The following is a 19404-nucleotide window of genomic DNA, read 5'->3' on the forward strand; positions in this document are numbered from 1 at the left end:
CGAGCCAGCCGGCCAGGGCAGCGATGTCGAAGGCGTCCTCGTCGCGGACCGGGCGGGCACCGGCGACGCTTTCCTGGTCATACGAGTCTCCGGACGATCTGGAGGGGAAGGATCTTCATGGCGATCCCGAGCGGGACCCACGGCCAGGCGGGCACGTAGGCCTTGGCGCGGCGCTTCTCGACGGCCTTGACCATCGCGCGCACCCCGGTCTCGGTGTCGACCATGAACCGGGTCCGCTGCTCGACGTGGGCGTTCATCTCCGAGCGGATGTAGCCGGGGTGGATGACGGAGACGTCGAGGCCCCGGATGTTCTCCGAGCGCAGGCCCTCGGCGAGGCTGGCGAGTCCGGCCTTGGTCGCCGCGTACGTGGTCATGGATCTGCGCATGCCGCGCAGGGCGGACATGGACGAGATGAGCACGAGGTGGCCGTGGCCCTGCCGGCGGAAAATCTCCAGCGCGGCCTCGGTCTGGGCCAGCGCCCCGACGAAGTTCGTCATCGCTGTCGCGATGTTGGCGTCAGCGCGCCCCGTCCCCAGCGGAGCGCCCTTGCCGATGCCGGCGTTCACGACGATCCGGTCGATCCGTCCGGTCCGCTGCGCGAACTCGTGGAACACCGAGCTGACCGCGGTGCTGTCGGTGACGTCGAGGGCAGCGGTTTCGACCCTGCGGCCAGTGACCGAGCGGATCTCGTCGGCGAGGGCTTCGAGCCGGTCGGTGCGCCGGGCGCACAGGGCCAGGTCGTAACCCAGGGCGGCGAACTGACGGGCCATCTCCTCCCCCAGTCCCGAGCTCGCCCCGGTGATGAGGACGACGCCAGGGTCGCCGGGCCTGCTCATGCCTGTTCCTCTCTGAGCTCGGCACGCCGGATTCTCGCGCCCGCGGCCAGCATCCGACGGTCGTACAGGGGCCGCGCCAGCCGCTTCGTCCAGTAGGCGATCCGTGCGGAGCGGTCGGGGAGGACCAGGAAGCGGCGCGCGTCCACCCCCTTCAGCACCCGCACGGCGACCTCCTCGGCCCCCAGCGGGGCGCGGGAGATCAGCTTGGCCGCCACCTCGTCCATCAGCGGGTCCTCCCCGCCCAGGGAGGCGGCCAGGTTGGTGCGGAAGAACGACGGGCACACCACCGTCACGCCGACGCCCCACGGGCCGAGTTCGTGGCGCAGGCTCTCCGAGAGGGCGACGACGGCCGCCTTGCTCGCGTCGTAGGAGCTCATGGCCGCCGGATGGACCAGCCCTGCCAGGGACGCCACGTTGACGATGTGGCCGTGTCCTTGGGTCTTGAGCAGCGGGGCGAAGGTACGGCAGCCGTTCACGGTGCCGAGCACGTTGACGTCGAGCACCCGCCGCCAGTGCGCGTCGTCTACGCGGTCCAGGCGGCCGCCGGCCGCGATACCGGCATTGTTGATCAGCACGTCGAGCCCGCCGAACTCACGGCGCACGCGCGCCCGCGCCGCGGCCCAGTCCTGTGTCGAGGTGATGTCCAACCGCTGGTAGCAGGCGCCCGCCGGGACCGGCACTTCGGCGGCGAGGTCGGTGACGAGCACGCGGTCCCCCCGCGCTGCGTACCGGGACGCGAGGGCCGCACCGAGGCCGGAGGCGCCGCCGGTGACGAGGACACGGCGGACGCGGCTCATCGGGCGGCCTTGTGCTTGGCGAGCTCGACACGGGCGACGACGTCCTTGTGCACCTCGTCGGGGCCGTCGGCCAGGCGGACGGCCCTCGCGGCGGTCCAGGCGCCGGAGAGCGGGAAGTCGCTGGATAGGCCGGCGCCGCCGTGGATCTGCATGGCGAAGTCGATGACCTGCTGGGCCACGTTCGGCGCCGCGACCTTGATGGCGCTGACCTCTCCGAGCGCACCCCTGGCGCCGACGGTGTCGAGTTTCCAGGCGGCGTCCAGGATGAGCAGGCGGGTGGAGTCGATCGCGATCCGTGCCTCGGCGATGCGTTCGCGGTTGCCGCCGAGGTCCGCCAGCGGCCTGCCGAACGCGGAGCGTGCCAGACCGCGCTCGCAGGCCAGCTGCAGGGCTCGCTCGGCCAGGCCGATCATGCGCATCGCGTGATGCACCCGGCCGGGGCCGAGGCGCCCCTGGGCGATCTCGAAGGCCCGCCCCGGGCCGGCGACAATATGGGAAGCCGGAACACGGACATCGGTGAAGGAGACCTCACCGTGGCCGAAGGGCTCGTCGAAGAAGCCCATCGTGTCCAGCATCCGCTCGACCTTGACCCCCGGGGTGTCCCGCGGGACCAGGACCATCGAGTGCCGGGCGTGCTTGTGGGCGCCCGGGTCGGTGAGCCCCATGACGACGAGGATCTCGCAGTCCGGATGCCCGATGCCGGTGGTCCACCACTTGCGGCCGTCGAGAACGACCTCGTCGCCCTCGATCACCGCTGTGAGCTGCATGTTGGTGGCGTCCGAGGATGCCACGCCCGGCTCGGTCATGGCGAACGCCGAGCGGATCGACCCGTCCAGCAGCGGCTCCAGCCAGCGTTCCTTCTGCTGCCCGGAGCCGTAGCGCAGCAGCACCTCGGCGTTGCCGGAATCCGGCGCGTTGCAGTTGAACACGTACGGCGCCAGGAACGACCACCCGGTGGCCTCGGCGATGGGAGCGTAGTCCAGGTTCGTCAGTCCGGAGCCGCCGCGCGGACCGAACCGCTCCGCGTACGGCCCTTCGTGGCCCGCGGGCAGGAACAGGTTCCACAGGCCCTGCGCCCGCGCCCGGCGCTGGAGTTCCCGCACCTCTTCCGGCACCTGCCACAGGTCCGTCCCGCCGCCGACGCGGTGAGCCTCACCCTGGCGGCGGCGCAACTCGTGCTCGACGGGGGCGATCTCATCCTGAATGAACAGCCGCACGGCCTCGGTGAGCTCGGCCGCACGCGGAGAAGGGCTGAAGTCCATGACCACCACGCTAGGGACAGCCGGACACTCTCTCTTGATCCTGCACGACAGGATCTTGATCGCAGACGACAGCCTGGACCTCGACCCGAGTCCTGGAGCGGGGAGCCCGAGGAAAGCTGGTACTGGTGCGGCAAGCTCATGAGTCGCTCACGCGCCGCCCTGGAGGCGATGGCCACGTTCGAGGAGCACGCAGGGGCCCCACAGCGGCTACCTGGGTCCGGCGCCGCGGCCTGCCGCACCCCGATTGCCGCACCAGTGCAGTCGGATGACAGATGGGCCACAGGACGCGGGCCCCTAGCCTCGGAGGTGCGAAAGAGGCCGGTCATGTGGTCACCGCGGCGCACGCACCACCGGGCGCCGCCTCTCAGCGCGCCGGCCGAGCCTGGCGTCCCGACGGCCGACCCATGCCGCCAGTCAAGAAGGGAAGTGATCACTATACTCGGTTCACCCAACGTACTGTTGTGGCGCGGCATCCTCGCGGTCGGCTTCGGAGTGGTTTCGCTGCTGTGGCCCGGCATTACCGTGGGTACTTTTGTCTACCTGTACGCCTTCTACGCCTTCTTCACCGCGGTGAACGACGCCGTTCGCGCCTTCAGCAGCGGCCGGGCGGGGCCGGTCTTCGGCTGGCTGCTGCTGGCACTGCTGTCTGCCGTCGGCGGGGCCGCCGCGCTGTTGTGGCCGGGCATCACGGCTCTGGCACTCACCCTCTGGGTCGGTGCGTGGGCGCTGGTCACCGGCGCTGTCGAGATCGGCATGGCATCCCAGGTCGGCGAGTCCGCCGGGGAGCGTGCGATGTTCATGCTGACCGGGCTGGTATCCGTCGCGCTGGCGTTCGCGCTCTTCGTACGGCCGGATGTCGGCGCGGTGTCTCTGGCGACCGTGTTCGGCCTGTTCAGCCTGATGTACGGGATCTCCGGCATCGTCCTCTCCTTCCACCTGCGGCAAAGGGCGGCATAGCCGCGGGCGTGGTGCGGGAGCGGTCCGTGCCGCGCGATATCTGAGACCCATCGAATCAACTTCACGAGGCAGGAATCACCATGGACAAGCTTTCGGACCAGCTCAGCCAGTTGGCGGACCGGACGAAGAAGGTCGAGGACACCGCCGCGGCCGCGAAGGCGAAGAACCGCGCGCAGCTGGAGACGGAGAGGACCAACCTCAAGGCGTCCCTGGACGCCGTCGGCGCCAAGACCGACGAGGCCAAGGCCCGGGCGCAGGGTCGGATAAGCGACCTGCACGACTCGGTGCAGAAGCACTTCGCCGACCGCCGCGCGGCGAGCGCCGAGCACAAGGCCGAACGCGACCTCAAGCGGGCCGAACGCCGCGCCGACGACGCCGAGCAGGACGCAGCCGACGCGATCGCCCTGGTGCTCTATGTGCTGGACCAGGCCGAATACGCCGTCGTGGACGCCGCGCTCGCCCGCGCCGACGCCGACGACCTCGCCGCCGAGCTGGGCACCGCCGGGTGATGCCCGGCTCGGCATCACCGCCCATGCCGAGCCGGTCGACCCACCCCTCGCCGCGACGTGACAGGACGTGACATGCCGTCTGTCACGTCGCGGTCGGGGACTTGTCAGAGCTGGACGACGATCGTCTTCGTCGCGGTGCAGCTGTCGAGCGCCTCCACGCCCTTCTCACGGCCGTAGCCGGACTTGCGGAATCCGCCGAACGGGAGTTCCACGCCGCCGCCCGCACCATAGGTGTTCACATAGACCTGGCCGGCCTCCACTTCGGCGGCCACCCGGTGTGCGCGGCTGAGGTCCCTGGTCCAGACGGCGCCGAGCAGGGCGTACTCGGTCCCGTTCGCCAGGGCGACGGCCTCCTCCTCGGTCGCGAACCGCATCGTGGTGAGCACGGGTCCGAAGATCTCCTCCTGTGCGATCGCTGACGCCGGGTCCACGCCGTCGATCAGGGTCGGCGTGAAGTAGGCGCCGTCCGCCATGCCTTCGGGCTCGGCCACCGAACCCCCGAAGACGATCTCGCCGGTGCCGGCGGACCGCACATAGCCGTGGACCCGGTCCTGCTGCTTGCGTGAGACGAGCGGGCCGAGGTCGGGATCGTCGAGGCCCCGGCCGATCGTCACCTCGGCGAAGTGCCCCGCGATGCGCTCCACCAGTTCGGCGTGCACGCTCTCGTGGACGAGCACCCGCGATCCGGCGGAACAGGTCTGCCCGGCGTTCTGGAGGATCGCGCCCGCCGCGACCCGGGCGGCCTTCTCGACGTCGGCGTCGGCGAACACCAAGTGGGCCGACTTGCCGCCGAGTTCGAGGGTCACGGGAGACACCCGCTCGGCGGCGGCCGTGGCGACGAGGGCACCGACCCGGGTGGAGCCGACGAAGCCCAGGTGGTCGATGCCGGGATGGGCCGCCAGCGCGGCACCGGCCTCGGCACCGAGCCCGGTCACGACGTTGAACACCCCCTGCGGCAGCCCGGCCTGTACGGCGAGCCCGGCCACGGCGACCGCGGTGCGCGGTGTCTCGTCGGCGGGCTTCACCACGGCGCAGTTCCCGGTCGCGAGGGCGGGTGCGACACCCCGGGCCAGCAGTTGCAGGGGGTAGTTCCAGGCGAGGATGTGGCCGGTGACGCCGTGGGGTTCGCGTCGCGTGTACACGTGGAGGTCGGGGCGCAGGGGCAGGCTCAAGCCGTAGTACGAGTCGATCGCGCGGCCGTAGAAACGGAAGTAACGGGCGCACACCCGGGCGTCGTTGCGTGCCTGGGTCAGGGGTTTTCCGGAGTCCTCGCTCTCCAGCCGGGCGAGGTCCTCCGACCGGCTCTCGATCAGGTCGGCCAGCCGGCACAGCAGGTCGGCGCGTTGTTCCGGTGTCGTGGTGCGCCACGCCCGCTGTGCCGCGCGCGCCGAGGCGACCGCCCGGTCGATCTGCTCGGAGGTCCCTCTCGACACCTCGCCGAGGGACCGTCCGGTCGAGGGGTCGATGTTCTCGTACACCTCGGGTGCTCCGACCGGGACCCCGTCGATGAAGGACTCGGTGACCTGCCCCAAGTCCGTGGCATCCACATCGAGTTGGCTCATTCGGGGCCTCCCGCCGCCGTGGCCGGACCACCTCGTCCGGCATGTGTGTGGTGGTTCCTGATGTGCCTGTCCGGGTTACGGATACCCGGGCTTCAGATCACGCCCTGCTCGGACAGTTCCCGGCGCCGGTCGGCGTCAATGCCGAGCTGCCCTCCGTAGATCTCGTCGTTGTGTTCGCCGAGTGCCGGGCCCAGATGGCTGATGCCGCCCTGGGTGGCCGAGAACCGGGGCACCGGCGCCTGCACCCGCATCGCCCCGAGCTGGGCGTCCGGAACGGACGGGTAGACGTCCCGGGCCACCATCTGCGGGTCGGCGAGCAGTTGCGCGGCGTCGTAGACCGGGGCGGCGGCGACGCCTGCCGCCTCGAAGACGGCCATCGCGTCGTCCAGGGTGTGGGCCACGATCCAGTCGGCCATGATCGCGTCGATCTCGGCGGCGTTCCGCAGACGTTGCTGGGCCTCGGCGAACCGGGGGTCCTCGGTCAGTTCGGGCCGTCCCACCGCCTGGAGGGCGCGCTTCGCGATCGTGGGAGCGCTGCCGGACATGGCGAGCCAGTGACCGTCCTTGGTGAGGTAGACGTTGCGCGGTGCGCTGATGTCCCAGCGGTTTCCTGTTCTGTTGGGAACGCTGCCCAGTTGGTCGTAGGTCAGCACCGACTGTTCCAGCAGCCGTGCCAGCGGGTCGATCAGGTTGATGTCGACGAGTTGGCCACCGGCTCCGTGTACGTCACGGTGGTAGAGGGCCATCATCACCGCGTAGGTGGCGGTGAGGCCCGCGACGCCGTCGGCGAGCATGAACGACGGGAGGGTCGGGGGGCCGTCCGGGCTGCCGGTGAAGTGGGCGAAGCCGCTCATCGCCTCGCCGAGGGTGCCGAATCCGGGGCGGTCGGACTTCGGCCCACCGGCCCCGTACCCGGTGACGTGCACCATCACCAGGCGGGGGTTCTCCACGGCGAGGCTCGGGTAGTCCAGGCGCCACCTGCGCAGGGTCGAAGGCCGCAGGTTCAGCACCACGACGTCCGCCTCCCGGGCCAGCCGGCGCAGCAGGTCCCGTCCGGTCTCGTGGCGCAGATTGAGCGTGACGCTCTTCTTGTTGCGGCCCACGCTCTTCCACATCAGCCCGACGCCGTCCTTCTGCGCGCCCCACTGCCGCAGCGGGTCACCGCCGTCGGGCTGCTCGATCTTGATCACGTCCGCGCCGTGCTCGCCGAGCCAGGTGGCGATCAGCGGTCCGGCAGCGAGGGTGGCGGCATCGAGGACACGGAGTCCGGCCAGTGGTCCGGAGTTCATGGTGCGTTCCCTGCCTTCCTGTCGGGCGTCGTCCAGTGGTGCTCCGGGCGAGTTCCGCGTGCGGCCTCTCCGGGGTCGGTGCGCGGGAGCCGAGGTGAAGTCACCGGCCGCGGGCCTGAGGTGCCGCGTCGTCGTGCCCATGGGACGGACCGCTCACGCTAACGGGGCTCCGGTACCGTCCCCGGCTTCCATCCCGCTCAGCGGGCACGGGACATCGTTCCCGGGCCGGCACTTCCTATGTTGATCGAGGGGCTTCCCGGCCGTGACGAGCCGCGCCGTCAACCTGCCCTGCGCTTACGCCATTCGACGAGGAGCGAACCATGCGGACCGACCCGGCGCCGATCACCCCGATCGCCGCGACGACCCCGATCACCCCGATCACCCGGCTCGCGGCGAAGCAGGAGATCACGGAGGTCCTGTACCGGTACTGTCGCGGCCTCGACCGCATGGACCGCGCGCTCGCCGACACTGTCTGGCACCCGGACGGCACGGCCGACTACGGCCCTTCCTATCGGGGGTCCGCCGCGGGCTTCCTCGACTTCGTCTGGCCCTATCACGCCCAACTCGCCGCCCATTCACACCTGGTGTCCAACGCGCTCGTCGAGGTCGACGAGGCGGCGGGAACGGCGGCCAGCGAGGCGTACGTGTCGGTGTGGCTGCGCACACGCCCCGCCGACGGTCACGTCACCGACCTGTTCCACCGGGGCCGGTACGTCGACCGCTGGTCGCGGCGTGCGGGCGTCTGGGCCATCGACCACCGGGTCTACGTCGGTGACCTCTACCGCGAGGTCACGCACTCCGCCGAAGCCGCCGAGGCGCCTTCGGGACGCCGGGACGACACCGACCCCTCCTACGAGGTGTTCCGTTCACACACCGCCCGACACGACGCCTGACACGACCCGGCACAGCGCCGCGCCTCGGTTCGCCGTCCCGCACCCACTCCTTCGCCCCACCGGCTCACGAAAGGCCCCGATGACCACGTCACGCGGTGACCAGATGACCCTGGTCGCATTCCTCCAGGCCTCCAACGTGTCGGTGTACTCCGGCTCGTGGCGCTATCCCAGCGCGGCGGCGGACTACCTGGACGTGCGCTACTACCAGCGGATCGCGCGCGTGCTGGAAGAAGGCATGTTCGACCTGATGTTCTTCGACGACCGGCTGGCGATGCCGACGATCTACGGCGACTCGCCGGCCGACGCCGTCCGCTACGGTGCGCGGCCCGTCAAGCTCGACCTGAGCACGGTGCTGGGCGCCGTCGCGGGCGCCACCGAGCACATCGGGCTGGGCGCGACCTACTCGACGACCTACTACCAGCCCTTCCACGTGGCGCGGACGTTCGCCACCCTCGACCACCTCAGCGGCGGGCGGGCCGCCTGGAACGTCGTGACCTCGGTGAACGACGCCGAAGCGCAGAACTTCGGCCTGGACGAGCACCTCGAACACGACAAGCGCTACGACCGGGCCGAGGAGTTCGTCGAGGTCGTATCGAAACTCTGGGATTCGTGGGAGGACGACGCCATCGTCGCCGACCGTACGGCCGGGATCTTCGCCGACCCGGAGAAGGTCCACGAAGTCGCCCACCAGGGCGAGTACTTCACCGTCCGCGGGCCCCTGACCGTGCCGCGTACCCCGCAGGGGCGGCCGGTGATCATCCAGGCCGGGCAGTCGGGCCGGGGCCGGCTGTTCGCGGCCAGGTGGGCCGATCTGATCTTCACCTCCGATCCGAGCCAGGACATCGCGCGCGAGCACTACCAGGAGCAGAAGGACCTCATCACCGAGGCCGGGAGGGACGCGGGCTCCGTACGGCTGCTGCCCATGGTGTACACGATCGCCGGTGAGACGGAGGCGATAGCCCGCGAGAAGGAGGCGCTCTTCCTCGACGAACTCGTGCATCCCATGGCGTCCTTGACCCTGCTGTCCGAGGTCACCAACCACGACTTCGCGGGCCACTCGCTCGACGACGTCGTCACCGACGAGCTCATCGACTCGGTGTCCGGGATCCGCGGCCTGGTCCAGGGGGTGCGGCGGCACCTCGGCGACCGCGAACTGACCCTGCGCATGCTGGCCACCCACCGGGCCACCCTGCTCCAGGGGCCGCGGTTCGTGGGCACCGGCCCGCAGATCGCCGAGCAGATGCGGCAGTGGTTCGAGTCGCGCTCCTGCGACGGCTTCGTCCTGGCCGCCACCCACTTCCCCGGCGCCTTCGAGGACTTCGTCCGGCTGGTGGTGCCCGAGCTCCGCCGCCTGGGGCTCGTCCGGAGCGAGTACACGGGCCGGACCCTGCGGGAGAACCTCTCCCTCGACCGCCCGGCGAACCTGTTCGCACAGGAACCGCACGACACACGCGGCTGACCGTGGACGAGACCTATCCGAGGAGAGACCAGGACACGATGAACACACCTCCCTTGCGACGCTCGGAGTTGGCCACTCCCGCCTCCAACGACCACATGTTCGCCAAGGCGGCCGCCTCGGACGCCGACCTGGTCTTCCTCGACCTGGAGGACGCGGTGGCCCCGGCGCTGCGCGAACAGGCGCGGGGCAAGGCCGTACAGGCGCTCAACGAGTACGACTGGGGCAGCACCGTCCGTGCGGTGCGGATCAACGGGATCGACACCAGGTGGGCCCACGGGGACATCATCGAGGTGGTCGAGGGAGCCGGGGAGAACCTGGACACCATCATCGTCCCGAAGGTCACGGCCGCACGGGACGTCTGGTGGGTCGACGTGCTGCTGAGCCAGTTGGAGGAGCGGCTCGGACTGGGCAGGCGGATCCGGCTGGAGGTCCTCATCGAGGACGTCGCGGGGGTCGCGCACGCCGAGGAGATCGCGACCGCGAGCACTCGTCTGGACGCCGTCATCTTCGGCGCGGGCGACCTGTCGGTGTCCCAGGGCGCCCGGGTGGACACCAACTTCCGTCCGCGTGAGCCGTACCCGGGCGACTTCTGGTACTTCGCGCGGATGCAGGTGCTCACCGCGGCGCGCATCGCGGGCATCGCGGCCATCGACGCCCCCTACCCCGACTTCCGAGACCCGGCCGGTTACGAGGAGGACGCACGATCGGCGGCCTCCCTTGGGTTCAACGGCAAGTGGGCGATCCATCCTTCGCAGATCGGGATCGCGAACCAGGTCTTCCGGGCGACGGACGACGAGGTCCGACGTGCCCGGCGGGTCCTGGAGGCGTATCGGGCCGCCGAGGCGGAGGGACTGGGCGCCACCAGCGTCGACGGCCAGCTGGTGGACGCCGCACATGTGAAGCTCGCGGAAGTCGTCCTCGCCCAGCACTCCGCCGTGACCGACTGACGCCGGTGACGGAGCCCTTGCGGCATCTCCTCGGCAGGAGATGCCGCCCGGTGCCGTGGATCACGACGGGGTGCGTGAGCTCAGCGGTAGAGCGACAGGGGAACCCGGGCGACGATGCCGTCGACGGCGCCGCCTTCGCGCGCGTCCGACCAGGTGACGTAGGCGTACTTGCCGTGGATGAGGATCCGCGACCATTCGTCGCCGCCGCTGCCGAGGAAGGTGTACGGCTCGCTCGTCCGGTTGGCCTTGACCGTTCGGGGGAAGGTCTTTCCGCCGTCGAAGGAGACCGTGGAGTAGGTGTCGACGAGCCCGTCGACCACGTGCCGCCACATGATGCCCAGCGTCCCCCTGGGGCCGAACTCGATCCAGGGCTTCGACGCACCCGGTGCCGCGACCACGGTCGGACCGGTCCAGGTCCGGCCCGCGTTGTCGGTGAGGTACACCTCCAGGTTGTCGCCCCGGGGCAGCAGGACCGCGAACCGGTCGGTCCTGGCGGGGTCGGCGGAGACCCAGGGGATCGGGTCCGACGCGAGGAGCCTGGTGTCGGGCACGAGGTCGCCCGAGGGCGGCGGCACCGGGTTTCCATTGCTGTCGGTGACCGGGAAGGCGGTAAAGGTCTTCCCGTCGTCGCGGCTCACTTCGAACACGGGGTTCACGGGGTCGACCGAGACCCCGCCCACGACCACTTCGGAGGTCGCGGTGGCCAGCACGCCGTTGTGCACGGCGATCTGGTTGCCGAACGGCTGGTCCGGGAGTTCCTCGATCGGGGTCCAGGTCAGGCCATGGTCCTTGCTGACCGTGACGGCCGAAGGTCCGGGCTCCCCGACCGGGCTGGCGCCGACCGCGTAGACGTAGTCGGTGGCCGTGTCCACCCTCAGCCGGGGAGTGGCGGCGCGGACGGCCGGCGTGTCGACGGCGTGCGACCAGGTGCGGCCGCCGTCGGTCGACCGGGCGACACCGAGTGCGTTCGGGACACCATTGCAGGTACCGGTGATCGGTCCGTTCAGGTCGTCGGGGCAACCCAGCTGGTTCCAGGCGAGGTAGAAGATCCCCTTCGAGTCGACGGCCAGGTACGGGTCGCCGCACTGAGGGTTCTCGCCGGCCGGCCAGGCCGTGCGGATCCAGGTCCGGCCGCCGTCGGTCGAGAACGCGGCGTAGCAGTCGACCCGCACGAGTGCGGCGCCGTCGACGATGTGGTCCGTCGACGCGTACACCAGGTTCTGCGGGTTCTTGGGGTTGACCGCGACCACCGGCTGACCGTTCACCCGGTCCGGTGTGTTGGGGGTCGCGTCGACCTCGAAGCGGCTGCCGGCCGGACTTGCCTGCGCGCTGGTCACGAGGAAGGGCACGGCGACCATGGCCGCGAACAGACCGGCGCCGAACACCCTCACACCTCTCCTCACCCGCGCGCGGAACGACTTCCCGGGCGCCGTCACACGACGCGTTGCCCGGGGCCGCTCGGGTAACTGTGGGCCCGTACCCGGTGGTGGGAAGGATCCGTGCGGTGATCTCATGCCTGCTCCTTTGAAGGACGTCATGCTCCACCCTGCGTGGAGCCAACGGTGGTGTGGATCGCGCCGCCCGGCACGAAGCAGACCTCGTCGCCGTCGAGGGCGAGTCGGCCGTGGTGCGGGGCCGGGAAGTGGGCGGGAAAGAGGAACGCGCCTTCGTCCAGCGCCCGTCGCACGAGTGCGCGCCGGGTGGCGACGGCCGTCTCCAGGTCGTCGCAGCCCGGCAGGTGCAGTTCGGGACGGGTCAGCTGAACCGGGTGGTGGAAGGCGTCTCCGGTGAAGTACGCCCGGACGCCCGCGGAGTCGAGCGCCAGCACCGCGTGACCGAGGGTGTGGCCGGGTGCGTGCTCGACGGTGAGGCTCGGCGAGATCTCGTAGGGCAGCGGGACGATCCTGGCCAGACCCGCTTCGGCGACCGGACGTATGCATTCGTCGAACACGTTGGGGCTGAAGTCGTTGGAGTGCGGCGGTCTCGCCGTGTCCCACCGCCGGTATTCGTCCGCCGCGAACACGTAGTCGGCGTTGGGGAAGCTGGGCACCCATCTCCCCTCGCTCCGCCGGGTGTTCCAGCCGCAGTGGTCGTGGTGGAAGTGGGTGCAGAAGACGATGTCGACCGCCTCGGGCGACACCCCTGCCGCCGCCAGCCGGTCCAGATAGGGCACGTCCAGTCCGTCGAAGTAAGGTCCCCTGCCGGTACGGCCGTTACCGGTGCACGGGTCGACCAGTACCGTGCGGCCGTCCACCCGGAGTACCCAACTGTGGTTGGAGAAGGTGAAGTTCATCGTGGCCCGGTCCAGGAACCCGCTGGGCAGCGGGTGCACGCGCCGCGCGATGAAGGCCTCGTCGCCGGTCAGGAAGGTGAGGGAGACCGGCAGGGTGTGCTCCTCGACCCGGTCGACCAGGGCATGGCCCAGGCTGAGTGTCCGCATGTCGTCATGCCTTCGGTGAGTACTTCTCGTGACGGGCGGGTGGTCGGCCGTCAGCCGAGGCGCTCCCGTGCGTCGGCGGGAGACTGCCGCACGGCACCACGCAGAAGGGCGGCGAGCCGGTCCGCGGAGAGCGGGGCACCAGGGCAGTCCAGGAACCACCTCATGACGTCCTCGTCCCCGGCCAGGTCCGGCGGGCGTGCGGGCAGGTACGGCTGGACGTAGACCGCCGTGTTCGGTTCGCTGCGCCAGCTCTCCGACAGGGGACCCACGTCGACGGCGTCGTAACCCAGGACGTCCAGCAGCCTGATCGTCTCCTCCTTGGCGGAACCGTCCCCCGCCACGGGCAGCGCGCTGCGGTCCGCGGCGCCGGTGGGCCGGGCCAGGATCTCCAGCCGACGGAAGTCGATGTTGTTGAACGCCTTCACCACCCGCGCTCCGGAAAGGTGGCGCTGCACCAGCTCGCTGGAGGTCAGCCGCCGGGAGTCGAGCTCCGCCAGGGAGCCGTCGCGCTCGGGGTAGTAGTTCATGGTGTCCACCACCGTCTTCCCCGCGAGGGCATCGGCGGGGAGCCATCGAAGCGCGCCGAGGGGGACGGTGGCCACCACGATGTCGCCCTGGCTCGCCGCTTCGGCCGCCGTGGCGGCCCTGGCGCCCTCCCCCCACTGCGCCACCGTGCCGACGAGCGTCTGCGGGCCGCGCGAGTTGCTGACGACCACGTCCAGTCCGGCGGCGAGTGCCAGCCGGGCCAGCGCCCCGCCGATCCGGCCGGCTCCGATGAGCCCGAGGGTCTTCGTCACTTCGCTGTTCCTACCTTGCCGCCGTTCGGCGAGGGCCGAGCGGTGCCTCGGTACGCGATGGCGACGTGGAGGGCCGACTCGCGGTCGCCCGCCGTCTCGATCGCCTCGATGATCCGGTCGAGGTCGAAGGTGTGGGTGATGATGGAGGCGAGATCGAACCGTCCGCTCTCCATGATCCTCATGACGTCGACGACGTCCTCGGGCCGGTAACCGCCCGGTCCGATGATCTCCTGCTCGCCGTAGGCCAGCCGGACCAGGTCGACGGCGACCGGCTCGGGGTGGACGGCTACCGCGCCGATGCGCGCGCCGGACTTCGCCATGGACTGGATGGTGGCGAACAGTTCGTCGGGCCCCGCCGCCTCGACGTAGATGTCGACGTCGGGGAAGGTCCCCATCAGGGTCTTCACCTCGCCGAACACCTCACCGGCTCGCCTGCGCAGGTCCTCCCGCCCGGAGTTGCAGGTCACGAATCCGAGTCCGGCGGCCTTCGCCAGCCGGAAGTCGGACAGGTCCACCACCATGACCTCCGCGGCACCGAAGCTCTTCAGCGCCACCGCCGCGGCGATCCCGATCGTGCCCGCGCCGAAGACAATCGCCTTCTCCCCCTGCCGCGGACGGCAGCGGCGCACAGCGCGGTGGGCCACCGTGAAAGGCTCGATGAGTCCGGCGACAGGTGTCGGGATCCGGTCGTCGACCTTGAACACCTGCTCACCCACACGGCAGTTCGGGACGAGGATGTACTCGGAGAACCCGCCCAGGCATCCGGCGCGACTCGGGTCGCCCTTCGCCGTCAGCGGGTAGGGGTAGACGCGGTCACCGACGGACAGGCCGGTCACCTCGCTGCCCACCTCGGCGATCTCGGACACGACCTCGTGGCCGAACTGCTCGCCCCTCAGGATCTGGTGCGCCCCGGGACCGTGCCGGTAGACCGACACGTCCGAACCGCAGATGCCGGCGTGCAGGTTGCGTAGCAGCACGTCCCGCGGGCCGCAGGTGGGTGTCTCCAGCTCGGTGAGGGTGATGTCGAACGGTCCGTTGTAGATGGCGGATTTCATCGCGGGGTCCTTCCGGTCCGAGAGGGGGCACCAGGACTCTCCGTGGTGATCACCGCGAAGGTGATCACCACGCCGGGGAGTCACGGCTCGCGAAAAGCTAGGGCGGTGCGGCCTCGCGCCGAGGCCGGCCTCCCGCTGGGCGGACTACTTTCTCCGCGGGCTCCGGGCCGGCACCGGCGCGCTCAGTCGCCGCGCAGTGTCCCGGCCAGGCCTCCGTCGACCAGGATGTCGGTGCCGGAGATGAACGACGCCTGGTCGGAGGCGAGGAAGGCGACCACGCCGGCGATCTCGATCATCGTGCACTCGCGGGCGAGCGGGGTCCTGACATAGAGATCGTGTTTGACCGGACTGTGCGCGAACTCGAACGCGCCCATGGGGGTGGCGATGAGCCCCGGAGAGAGACTGACGATCCGCGCCCCCCGCTGTCCCCACGTCCATGCCTCACGTCGGCACAGCGACAGCAGACCGTGTTTGGAGAGCTGGTACGCCATCGCGGGGGTGCGTTCCTCCTCGCCGAGCGCCTCCTTGAGACGGGTCGGCGTCCGGGCGTCGTGCGGGTCGCGCAGTACGGCCTCGGCAGCGGGGCTCGGTGTGACGGTGTGCGCGGCGAGGGACGCGATGAGGACCGCCGCCGCGCCGGGCTCGGCGCAGGGCAGCAGCGCGCGCGTGACGAGTGCGGCTCCGGTGAGGTTGACCCGCACGATGCTCTCGAAATCCGCGGCCGACGGGGAGAGCCCGGCGACGTGCGCCAGCGCGGCGAACCCTCCTCGCCGCTTCACCTCCTCGGCGAGCTCCAGGACCGACTCCGGCCGCGTGATGTCACAGTGCACCGGCTCGGCGTCGCCGCCCTCGTCGCGCATCCTCTGCGCGACCTCGTCCGCCTTGTCCTTGTCGATGTCCGCGATGAGCAGCCGGTGGTGCTGGCCGAGCCGCCGCGCCACCGCCGCGCCGAGGCCACCGGCCCCGACCACCACCGCCAGACTCCAGTCCGGCCGCTTGCTCGTGCCGAGTTCATGCATGTCCGCGCTCCGCCTTTCCAAGGCCCGGCGTCCGGCGTGCCCGCCGGGGCAGGCTGCCGACGGCCTGTGTGGTCACCGGCGGATCGTCGCCCGTGGGCGTGTCCTGAAGCGGGAAGTGGCACGCCACATACTGGTCCGCGCGCACCTCGCGCACCTGCGGCTCGCTGACGGCGCACTGACCCTGCGCCCTCGGGCACCGGGTACGGAACCGGCAGCCCGACGGGGGTGCCAGGGGTGAGGGGATGTCCCCGTCGAGAGCGGGTCCGGCGAACCCCCGGTCGGAGTCGATCAGCGGAACCGAGTCGAGCAGGGCCCTGGTGTACGGATGGGCCGGCCGCTCGTACACCAGGTCGGCGTCACCGAACTCGCACACCTTGCCCAGATACATCACCATGACGTCGTCGCTGACCGCACGGACGACGCTCAGGTCATGAGCGATGAACACGACGGTCAGCGCGTAGGCGGCCTTGATGTCCTCGATCAGGTTGAGCGTCTGGGCCTGCACGGAGACGTCGAGGGCCGACACCGGCTCGTCGCAGATCAACAGCTTCGGCTTCAGCGCCAGGGCCCTGGCCATGGCGACCCGCTGCGCCTGACCGCCTGACAGCTGACGTGGCATCATCTCGGCGAACCGCGCCTTCGCGAGCCCCACTTGGGCAAGTACGGTGGCCGCGCGCTCGGTTCGCTCGGCTACCGGCACGCCTCCGATCACCAGGCCTTCCTCGACCACGTCCCGGACCCTGCGGCGTGGGTTCAGCGAGGCCACCGGGTCCTGGAAGACCATCTGCATGTCACGTCGGAGCGTACGCATCCGCTGTGGGCGGGCCCGGTCGATGCGCTCGCCGTCGAACTCGATCGTGCCGCCGGTCGCGTGGTCCAGGCGCAGCACGGCCCGGCCCGTGGTGGACTTGCCGCAGCCCGACTCGCCGACGATGCCCAGGGTTTCGCCGGGCAGGACGTCGAAGCTGACACCGGACACCGCCTGCACGACCCCGGCGTCGGTGGCGTACTCGACGACCAGGTCCCGTACGGTCAACAGGGCGCTGTCACCCCGGAGATGGGCGTTCCCGCTACCGGCCATCGTGGTCCCCCGTCACCGGCGGTGTGCCGGACGCGTCGACCGGAACGCAGCACGCGACCCGGTGGTCGTGTCCCGCGGAGGTCATGACGGGCCCCGGCACACCGCACTCGGTCCGTACCGCGGTGCAGCGGGGTCCGAACCGGCAGCCCGTCGGCGGTGCGACGGGATCCGGCAGCGTGCCGGGGATCAGGCGCAGAGGGGTGTGCCGTTCGTGGTCGATCGTGGGAACCGCCTCCAGCAGGGCATGGGTGTACCGGTGGCGCGGTGCCGCGAACACGGTCCGCGTCGCCCCGACCTCGGCGAGGCGGCCCGCGTACATCACGGCCGTACGGTCGGTGCGTCCGGCCACCACGGCGAGATCGTGGCTGATCAGCATGAGGGCCGTGCCCCGGTCCCGCTGGATGCGGCGCAACAGGTCGAGGACCTGCCGCTGGACGGTCACGTCCAACGCCGTCGTCGGCTCGTCCGCGATGACCAGGTCGGGTTCGCACGCCAGCGCGATGGCGATCATCACGCGCTGGCGCATGCCCCCGGACAGTTCGTGCGGGTAGTTGCGCAGTCGACGCTCCGGGTCGGGTACGCCCACCTCGACGAGGAGATCGACGGCCCGCCGCCGCGCCTCGGCTCGCCCGACGCCGAGGTGCCGGCGCATGCCTTCGGTGAGTTGGCGTTCCACCCGTACGACCGGGTTGAGCGACCGCCCCGGGTCCTGGAGCACCATGGCGATCTGCGTGCCCCAGATACTCCGCAGCTCGCCCGGGGACAGGGTGAGCAAGTCCCGTCCACGGAAGAGGATGTGACCGCTGCAGCCCGCGGCCCTCGGCAGCATCCCCATGACCGCCTTCGCGGTCACCGACTTGCCGGACCCCGACTCCCCCACCACGCCCAGCGCCTGTCCGTGCCCGATCGTGAGGGAGACGTCGTCGACGGCCCGTACGACACCCCGCGGCGTCCCGATGTGGACCCGGAGATCGCGGACTTCGAGGATCGGGTCGATCGAGTCGGTCGGGTCAGCCCGGTCGGCCGGGTCGCCTAGTGCTTGATCCACAGGTCCTCCGGCAGCAGCGAGCCGAACCCGTACTGTGTGAGGCCGCCGACGTTCTTGCCCGAGATCGCGCTGCCGGCGGTGCGCCCGATCCAGAGCATGGGGCGCAGTGCCACGAGCCGCCGCTGCACGGTCTCGTAGGCGGCCTTGCGGTCCGCGACGGTGGTCGCCGTGCGCCCCTTCAGCAGGGCCTGGTCGAGCTGTGCGTCGTTGATGCCCGTCATGTTGGTCGGCGAGTCACCCTGGAACGCGGTCCAGAGCCTGGGTTCCGGGTCGTTGAAGGCCGCGGACGACACCACCATGTCGAAGTTGTGCGAGGTCTGCAGGGGCAGGAACTCCGCGTAGTCGACCACCTTGATCTTCATGGTGACGTTCTTGAACGTGCTGAGCTGGGACTGGATCGACTCCGCGGGGCGGTCGTAGGGCGCCAGCGGGAGGACGTCGGCGAACACGGCCGCGAGGACGATCACGGCGAGCCAGGTACAGGCGACGCCGACGAGGATCGACCGTGTGCGGTGCACGGCCGGGACGGAGGGCTCCGTCCCGGCGCCGTCGCCGGTTCCGGCTCCGGTGTCCGGTCCGTTCGTGGCGGTGCGCTGGACGCTCGTCATGCTGCGGCCGCCTTTCTGACCCGCGGATCCAGCCAGTGGTAGCTGAGGTCGACCAGGGTGTTGACGACGACGGTCCCGCCGATCAGCCGGCCGAGGTTGATGCCGGCGAGTGTGATCAGGGAGAACGACGACGGCCGCAGCGCATGGCGGAACATGACGTAGGCCGGGCTCATCCCCTTGGCGCGAGCCGCGGCGATGAAGTCCTCGCGCAGGGTGGCGACGAGATCCGCCCGCAGCGCCCGGTGGAAGGCCGCGATCTCGGTCAGGGCGATCGACACGGCCGGCAGCAGGGCGCCGCGCAGGTTCGCTCCGAGCCCGTCGGTACTGACCCGGGACCATCCGCTGACGGGGAGCCAGCCCAGCTTCAGCGAGAAGAAGTAGATGAGTACGGGCCCCGCGATGAAGGCCGGCACCGACAACAGCACCGACGAGAGGGCCGTGGCCCCACGATCCACCCCGGACCCTTCCCGCGCCGCGGAGACGATGGCCAGCAGCACGGCGACGACCAAGGACAACGTCAGTGCGATGGCCGCGAGTTCCAGCGTCACGGGCAGTCGGGACAGGACCGCGTGCGTGACCGATTCGTTGGTGACCGGCGAGGTGCCGAGATCGCCGGTGACGGCATGCCGGAGCCAGTCGGCGTACTGATGCCAGAGCGGTCGGTCCATGCCGAGTCTGGCGTTCAGTTTCGCGACCGCATCCGGTGTGGCGTTCTCCCCCAGGATGACGGAGGCGGCCGATCCCGGCGCCAGACTCAGCAGTGCCACGGAACCCATCGTGACCAGGATGATCACGACCAGGCTGCGAAGGACCCGTCTCGCGGTGGTGAGCACCATGCGACTCGC

At 70.5% G+C, this 19404-nt stretch carries 19 protein-coding genes; 5 read left to right on the plus strand and 14 right to left on the minus strand.

Annotated elements, in window-relative coordinates; translation table 11 throughout:
• Positions 1-77: 77 nt before the first annotated feature.
• Genes ACWGKQ_RS14430 through ACWGKQ_RS14440 form a run of 3 tightly spaced genes read right to left on the minus strand, consistent with a single transcriptional unit; the run spans position 78 to position 2895 of the window.
• Positions 78-836, minus strand: a complete 759-nt coding sequence (locus ACWGKQ_RS14430) for an SDR family oxidoreductase (protein WP_453292236.1) — start codon at positions 834-836, stop codon at positions 78-80.
• A complete protein-coding gene (locus ACWGKQ_RS14435; RefSeq protein WP_453292237.1) occupies positions 833-1633 on the minus strand; it encodes an SDR family NAD(P)-dependent oxidoreductase in 801 nt (266 codons plus the stop codon). The genes ACWGKQ_RS14430 and ACWGKQ_RS14435 overlap by 4 nt, the downstream gene beginning before the upstream one ends.
• Positions 1630-2895, minus strand: a complete 1266-nt coding sequence (locus tag ACWGKQ_RS14440) for an acyl-CoA dehydrogenase family protein (protein WP_453292238.1) — start codon at positions 2893-2895, stop codon at positions 1630-1632. Before ACWGKQ_RS14440 ends, ACWGKQ_RS14435 begins: the two co-directional genes overlap by 4 nt.
• Positions 2896-3321: 426 nt before the next feature.
• Between ACWGKQ_RS14440 and ACWGKQ_RS14445 the strand changes: the two genes are divergently transcribed.
• On the plus strand, positions 3322-3852 hold the full coding sequence (locus ACWGKQ_RS14445) for an HdeD family acid-resistance protein (RefSeq protein ID WP_453292239.1): 531 nt from the start codon (positions 3322-3324) through the stop codon (positions 3850-3852).
• An 80-nt stretch (positions 3853-3932) separates the two neighbouring features.
• A complete protein-coding gene (locus tag ACWGKQ_RS14450) occupies positions 3933-4361 on the plus strand; it encodes a hypothetical protein (protein WP_453292240.1) in 429 nt (142 codons plus the stop codon).
• 104 nt (positions 4362-4465) lie between these two features.
• Here ACWGKQ_RS14450 and ACWGKQ_RS14455 read toward each other — a convergent pair whose 3' ends face one another.
• Complete coding sequence (locus ACWGKQ_RS14455) at positions 4466-5923, minus strand: aldehyde dehydrogenase family protein (protein ID WP_453292241.1); 1458 nt, start codon at positions 5921-5923, stop codon at positions 4466-4468.
• A gap of 92 nt (positions 5924-6015) precedes the next feature.
• A complete protein-coding gene (locus tag ACWGKQ_RS14460; RefSeq protein WP_453292242.1) occupies positions 6016-7212 on the minus strand; it encodes a CaiB/BaiF CoA transferase family protein in 1197 nt (398 codons plus the stop codon).
• A 320-nt stretch (positions 7213-7532) separates the two neighbouring features.
• Between ACWGKQ_RS14460 and ACWGKQ_RS14465 the strand changes: the two genes are divergently transcribed.
• The 3 genes from ACWGKQ_RS14465 (at position 7533) to ACWGKQ_RS14475 (ending at position 10511) form a co-directional block, all read left to right on the plus strand.
• Positions 7533-8105 (plus strand): nuclear transport factor 2 family protein, encoded by a 573-nt coding sequence (locus tag ACWGKQ_RS14465; RefSeq protein ID WP_453292243.1) that lies wholly within the window; start codon positions 7533-7535, stop codon positions 8103-8105.
• 79 nt (positions 8106-8184) lie between these two features.
• Positions 8185-9564, plus strand: a complete 1380-nt coding sequence (locus ACWGKQ_RS14470; RefSeq protein ID WP_453292244.1) for an LLM class flavin-dependent oxidoreductase — start codon at positions 8185-8187, stop codon at positions 9562-9564.
• 38 nt (positions 9565-9602) lie between these two features.
• Positions 9603-10511: an HpcH/HpaI aldolase/citrate lyase family protein gene (locus ACWGKQ_RS14475; RefSeq protein WP_453292245.1), complete on the plus strand. Its 909-nt coding sequence runs from the start codon at positions 9603-9605 to the stop codon at positions 10509-10511.
• Between the two features lie 80 nt (positions 10512-10591).
• Here ACWGKQ_RS14475 and ACWGKQ_RS14480 read toward each other — a convergent pair whose 3' ends face one another.
• The 9 genes from ACWGKQ_RS14480 to ACWGKQ_RS14520 form a co-directional block, all read right to left on the minus strand.
• Entirely contained in the window at positions 10592-11902 is a 1311-nt protein-coding gene (locus ACWGKQ_RS14480; protein ID WP_453292246.1) for a sialidase family protein, read from the minus strand.
• Positions 11903-12045: 143 nt separating this feature from the next.
• Complete coding sequence (locus ACWGKQ_RS14485) at positions 12046-12951, minus strand: MBL fold metallo-hydrolase (RefSeq protein WP_453292247.1); 906 nt, start codon at positions 12949-12951, stop codon at positions 12046-12048.
• A 50-nt stretch (positions 12952-13001) separates the two neighbouring features.
• On the minus strand, positions 13002-13748 hold the full coding sequence (locus tag ACWGKQ_RS14490; protein ID WP_453292248.1) for an NADPH-dependent F420 reductase: 747 nt from the start codon (positions 13746-13748) through the stop codon (positions 13002-13004).
• Positions 13745-14803, minus strand: a complete 1059-nt coding sequence (locus tag ACWGKQ_RS14495; RefSeq protein WP_453292249.1) for a zinc-dependent alcohol dehydrogenase — start codon at positions 14801-14803, stop codon at positions 13745-13747. The genes ACWGKQ_RS14490 and ACWGKQ_RS14495 overlap by 4 nt, the downstream gene beginning before the upstream one ends.
• 182 nt (positions 14804-14985) lie before the next feature.
• Positions 14986-15822, minus strand: a complete 837-nt coding sequence (locus ACWGKQ_RS14500) for an SDR family oxidoreductase (RefSeq protein WP_453292250.1) — start codon at positions 15820-15822, stop codon at positions 14986-14988.
• Positions 15815-16903, minus strand: coding sequence for an ABC transporter ATP-binding protein (locus tag ACWGKQ_RS14505; protein ID WP_453292251.1), 1089 nt, complete (start codon positions 16901-16903; stop codon positions 15815-15817). Before ACWGKQ_RS14505 ends, ACWGKQ_RS14500 begins: the two co-directional genes overlap by 8 nt.
• On the minus strand, positions 16893-17951 hold the full coding sequence (locus ACWGKQ_RS14510; protein WP_453292252.1) for an ABC transporter ATP-binding protein: 1059 nt from the start codon (positions 17949-17951) through the stop codon (positions 16893-16895). The genes ACWGKQ_RS14505 and ACWGKQ_RS14510 overlap by 11 nt, the downstream gene beginning before the upstream one ends.
• The gene (locus ACWGKQ_RS14515; protein WP_453292253.1) at positions 17936-18559 is read right to left on the minus strand and encodes a hypothetical protein; all 624 of its coding nucleotides are present in this window, start codon (positions 18557-18559) and stop codon (positions 17936-17938) included. Before ACWGKQ_RS14515 ends, ACWGKQ_RS14510 begins: the two co-directional genes overlap by 16 nt.
• Positions 18556-19395, minus strand: a complete 840-nt coding sequence (locus tag ACWGKQ_RS14520; protein ID WP_453292254.1) for an ABC transporter permease — start codon at positions 19393-19395, stop codon at positions 18556-18558. Before ACWGKQ_RS14520 ends, ACWGKQ_RS14515 begins: the two co-directional genes overlap by 4 nt.
• Positions 19396-19404 lie beyond the last annotated feature (9 nt).

The organism is Streptomyces sp. NPDC054770, from assembly GCF_053611985.1.

What these genes read in the sequence shown, in the direction of transcription:
- ACWGKQ_RS14430 (WP_453292236.1), bottom strand. Translation starts at nt 836, where the DNA reads ATGAGCAGGCCCGGCGACCCTGGCGTCGTCCTCATCACCGGGGCGAGC.
- ACWGKQ_RS14435 (WP_453292237.1), bottom strand. Translation starts at nt 1,633, where the DNA reads ATGAGCCGCGTCCGCCGTGTCCTCGTCACCGGCGGCGCCTCCGGCCTC.
- ACWGKQ_RS14505 (WP_453292251.1), bottom strand. Translation starts at nt 16,903, where the DNA reads ATGGCCGGTAGCGGGAACGCCCATCTCCGGGGTGACAGCGCCCTGTTG.
- ACWGKQ_RS14520 (WP_453292254.1), bottom strand. Translation starts at nt 19,395, where the DNA reads ATGGTGCTCACCACCGCGAGACGGGTCCTTCGCAGCCTGGTCGTGATC.
- ACWGKQ_RS14475 (WP_453292245.1), top strand. Translation starts at nt 9,603, where the DNA reads ATGAACACACCTCCCTTGCGACGCTCGGAGTTGGCCACTCCCGCCTCC.
- ACWGKQ_RS14500 (WP_453292250.1), bottom strand. Translation starts at nt 15,822, where the DNA reads ATGCATGAACTCGGCACGAGCAAGCGGCCGGACTGGAGTCTGGCGGTG.
- ACWGKQ_RS14515 (WP_453292253.1), bottom strand. Translation starts at nt 18,559, where the DNA reads ATGACGAGCGTCCAGCGCACCGCCACGAACGGACCGGACACCGGAGCC.
- ACWGKQ_RS14440 (WP_453292238.1), bottom strand. Translation starts at nt 2,895, where the DNA reads ATGGACTTCAGCCCTTCTCCGCGTGCGGCCGAGCTCACCGAGGCCGTG.
- ACWGKQ_RS14495 (WP_453292249.1), bottom strand. Translation starts at nt 14,803, where the DNA reads ATGAAATCCGCCATCTACAACGGACCGTTCGACATCACCCTCACCGAG.
- ACWGKQ_RS14465 (WP_453292243.1), top strand. Translation starts at nt 7,533, where the DNA reads ATGCGGACCGACCCGGCGCCGATCACCCCGATCGCCGCGACGACCCCG.
- ACWGKQ_RS14460 (WP_453292242.1), bottom strand. Translation starts at nt 7,212, where the DNA reads ATGAACTCCGGACCACTGGCCGGACTCCGTGTCCTCGATGCCGCCACC.
- ACWGKQ_RS14450 (WP_453292240.1), top strand. Translation starts at nt 3,933, where the DNA reads ATGGACAAGCTTTCGGACCAGCTCAGCCAGTTGGCGGACCGGACGAAG.
- ACWGKQ_RS14485 (WP_453292247.1), bottom strand. Translation starts at nt 12,951, where the DNA reads ATGCGGACACTCAGCCTGGGCCATGCCCTGGTCGACCGGGTCGAGGAG.
- ACWGKQ_RS14470 (WP_453292244.1), top strand. Translation starts at nt 8,185, where the DNA reads ATGACCACGTCACGCGGTGACCAGATGACCCTGGTCGCATTCCTCCAG.
- ACWGKQ_RS14455 (WP_453292241.1), bottom strand. Translation starts at nt 5,923, where the DNA reads ATGAGCCAACTCGATGTGGATGCCACGGACTTGGGGCAGGTCACCGAG.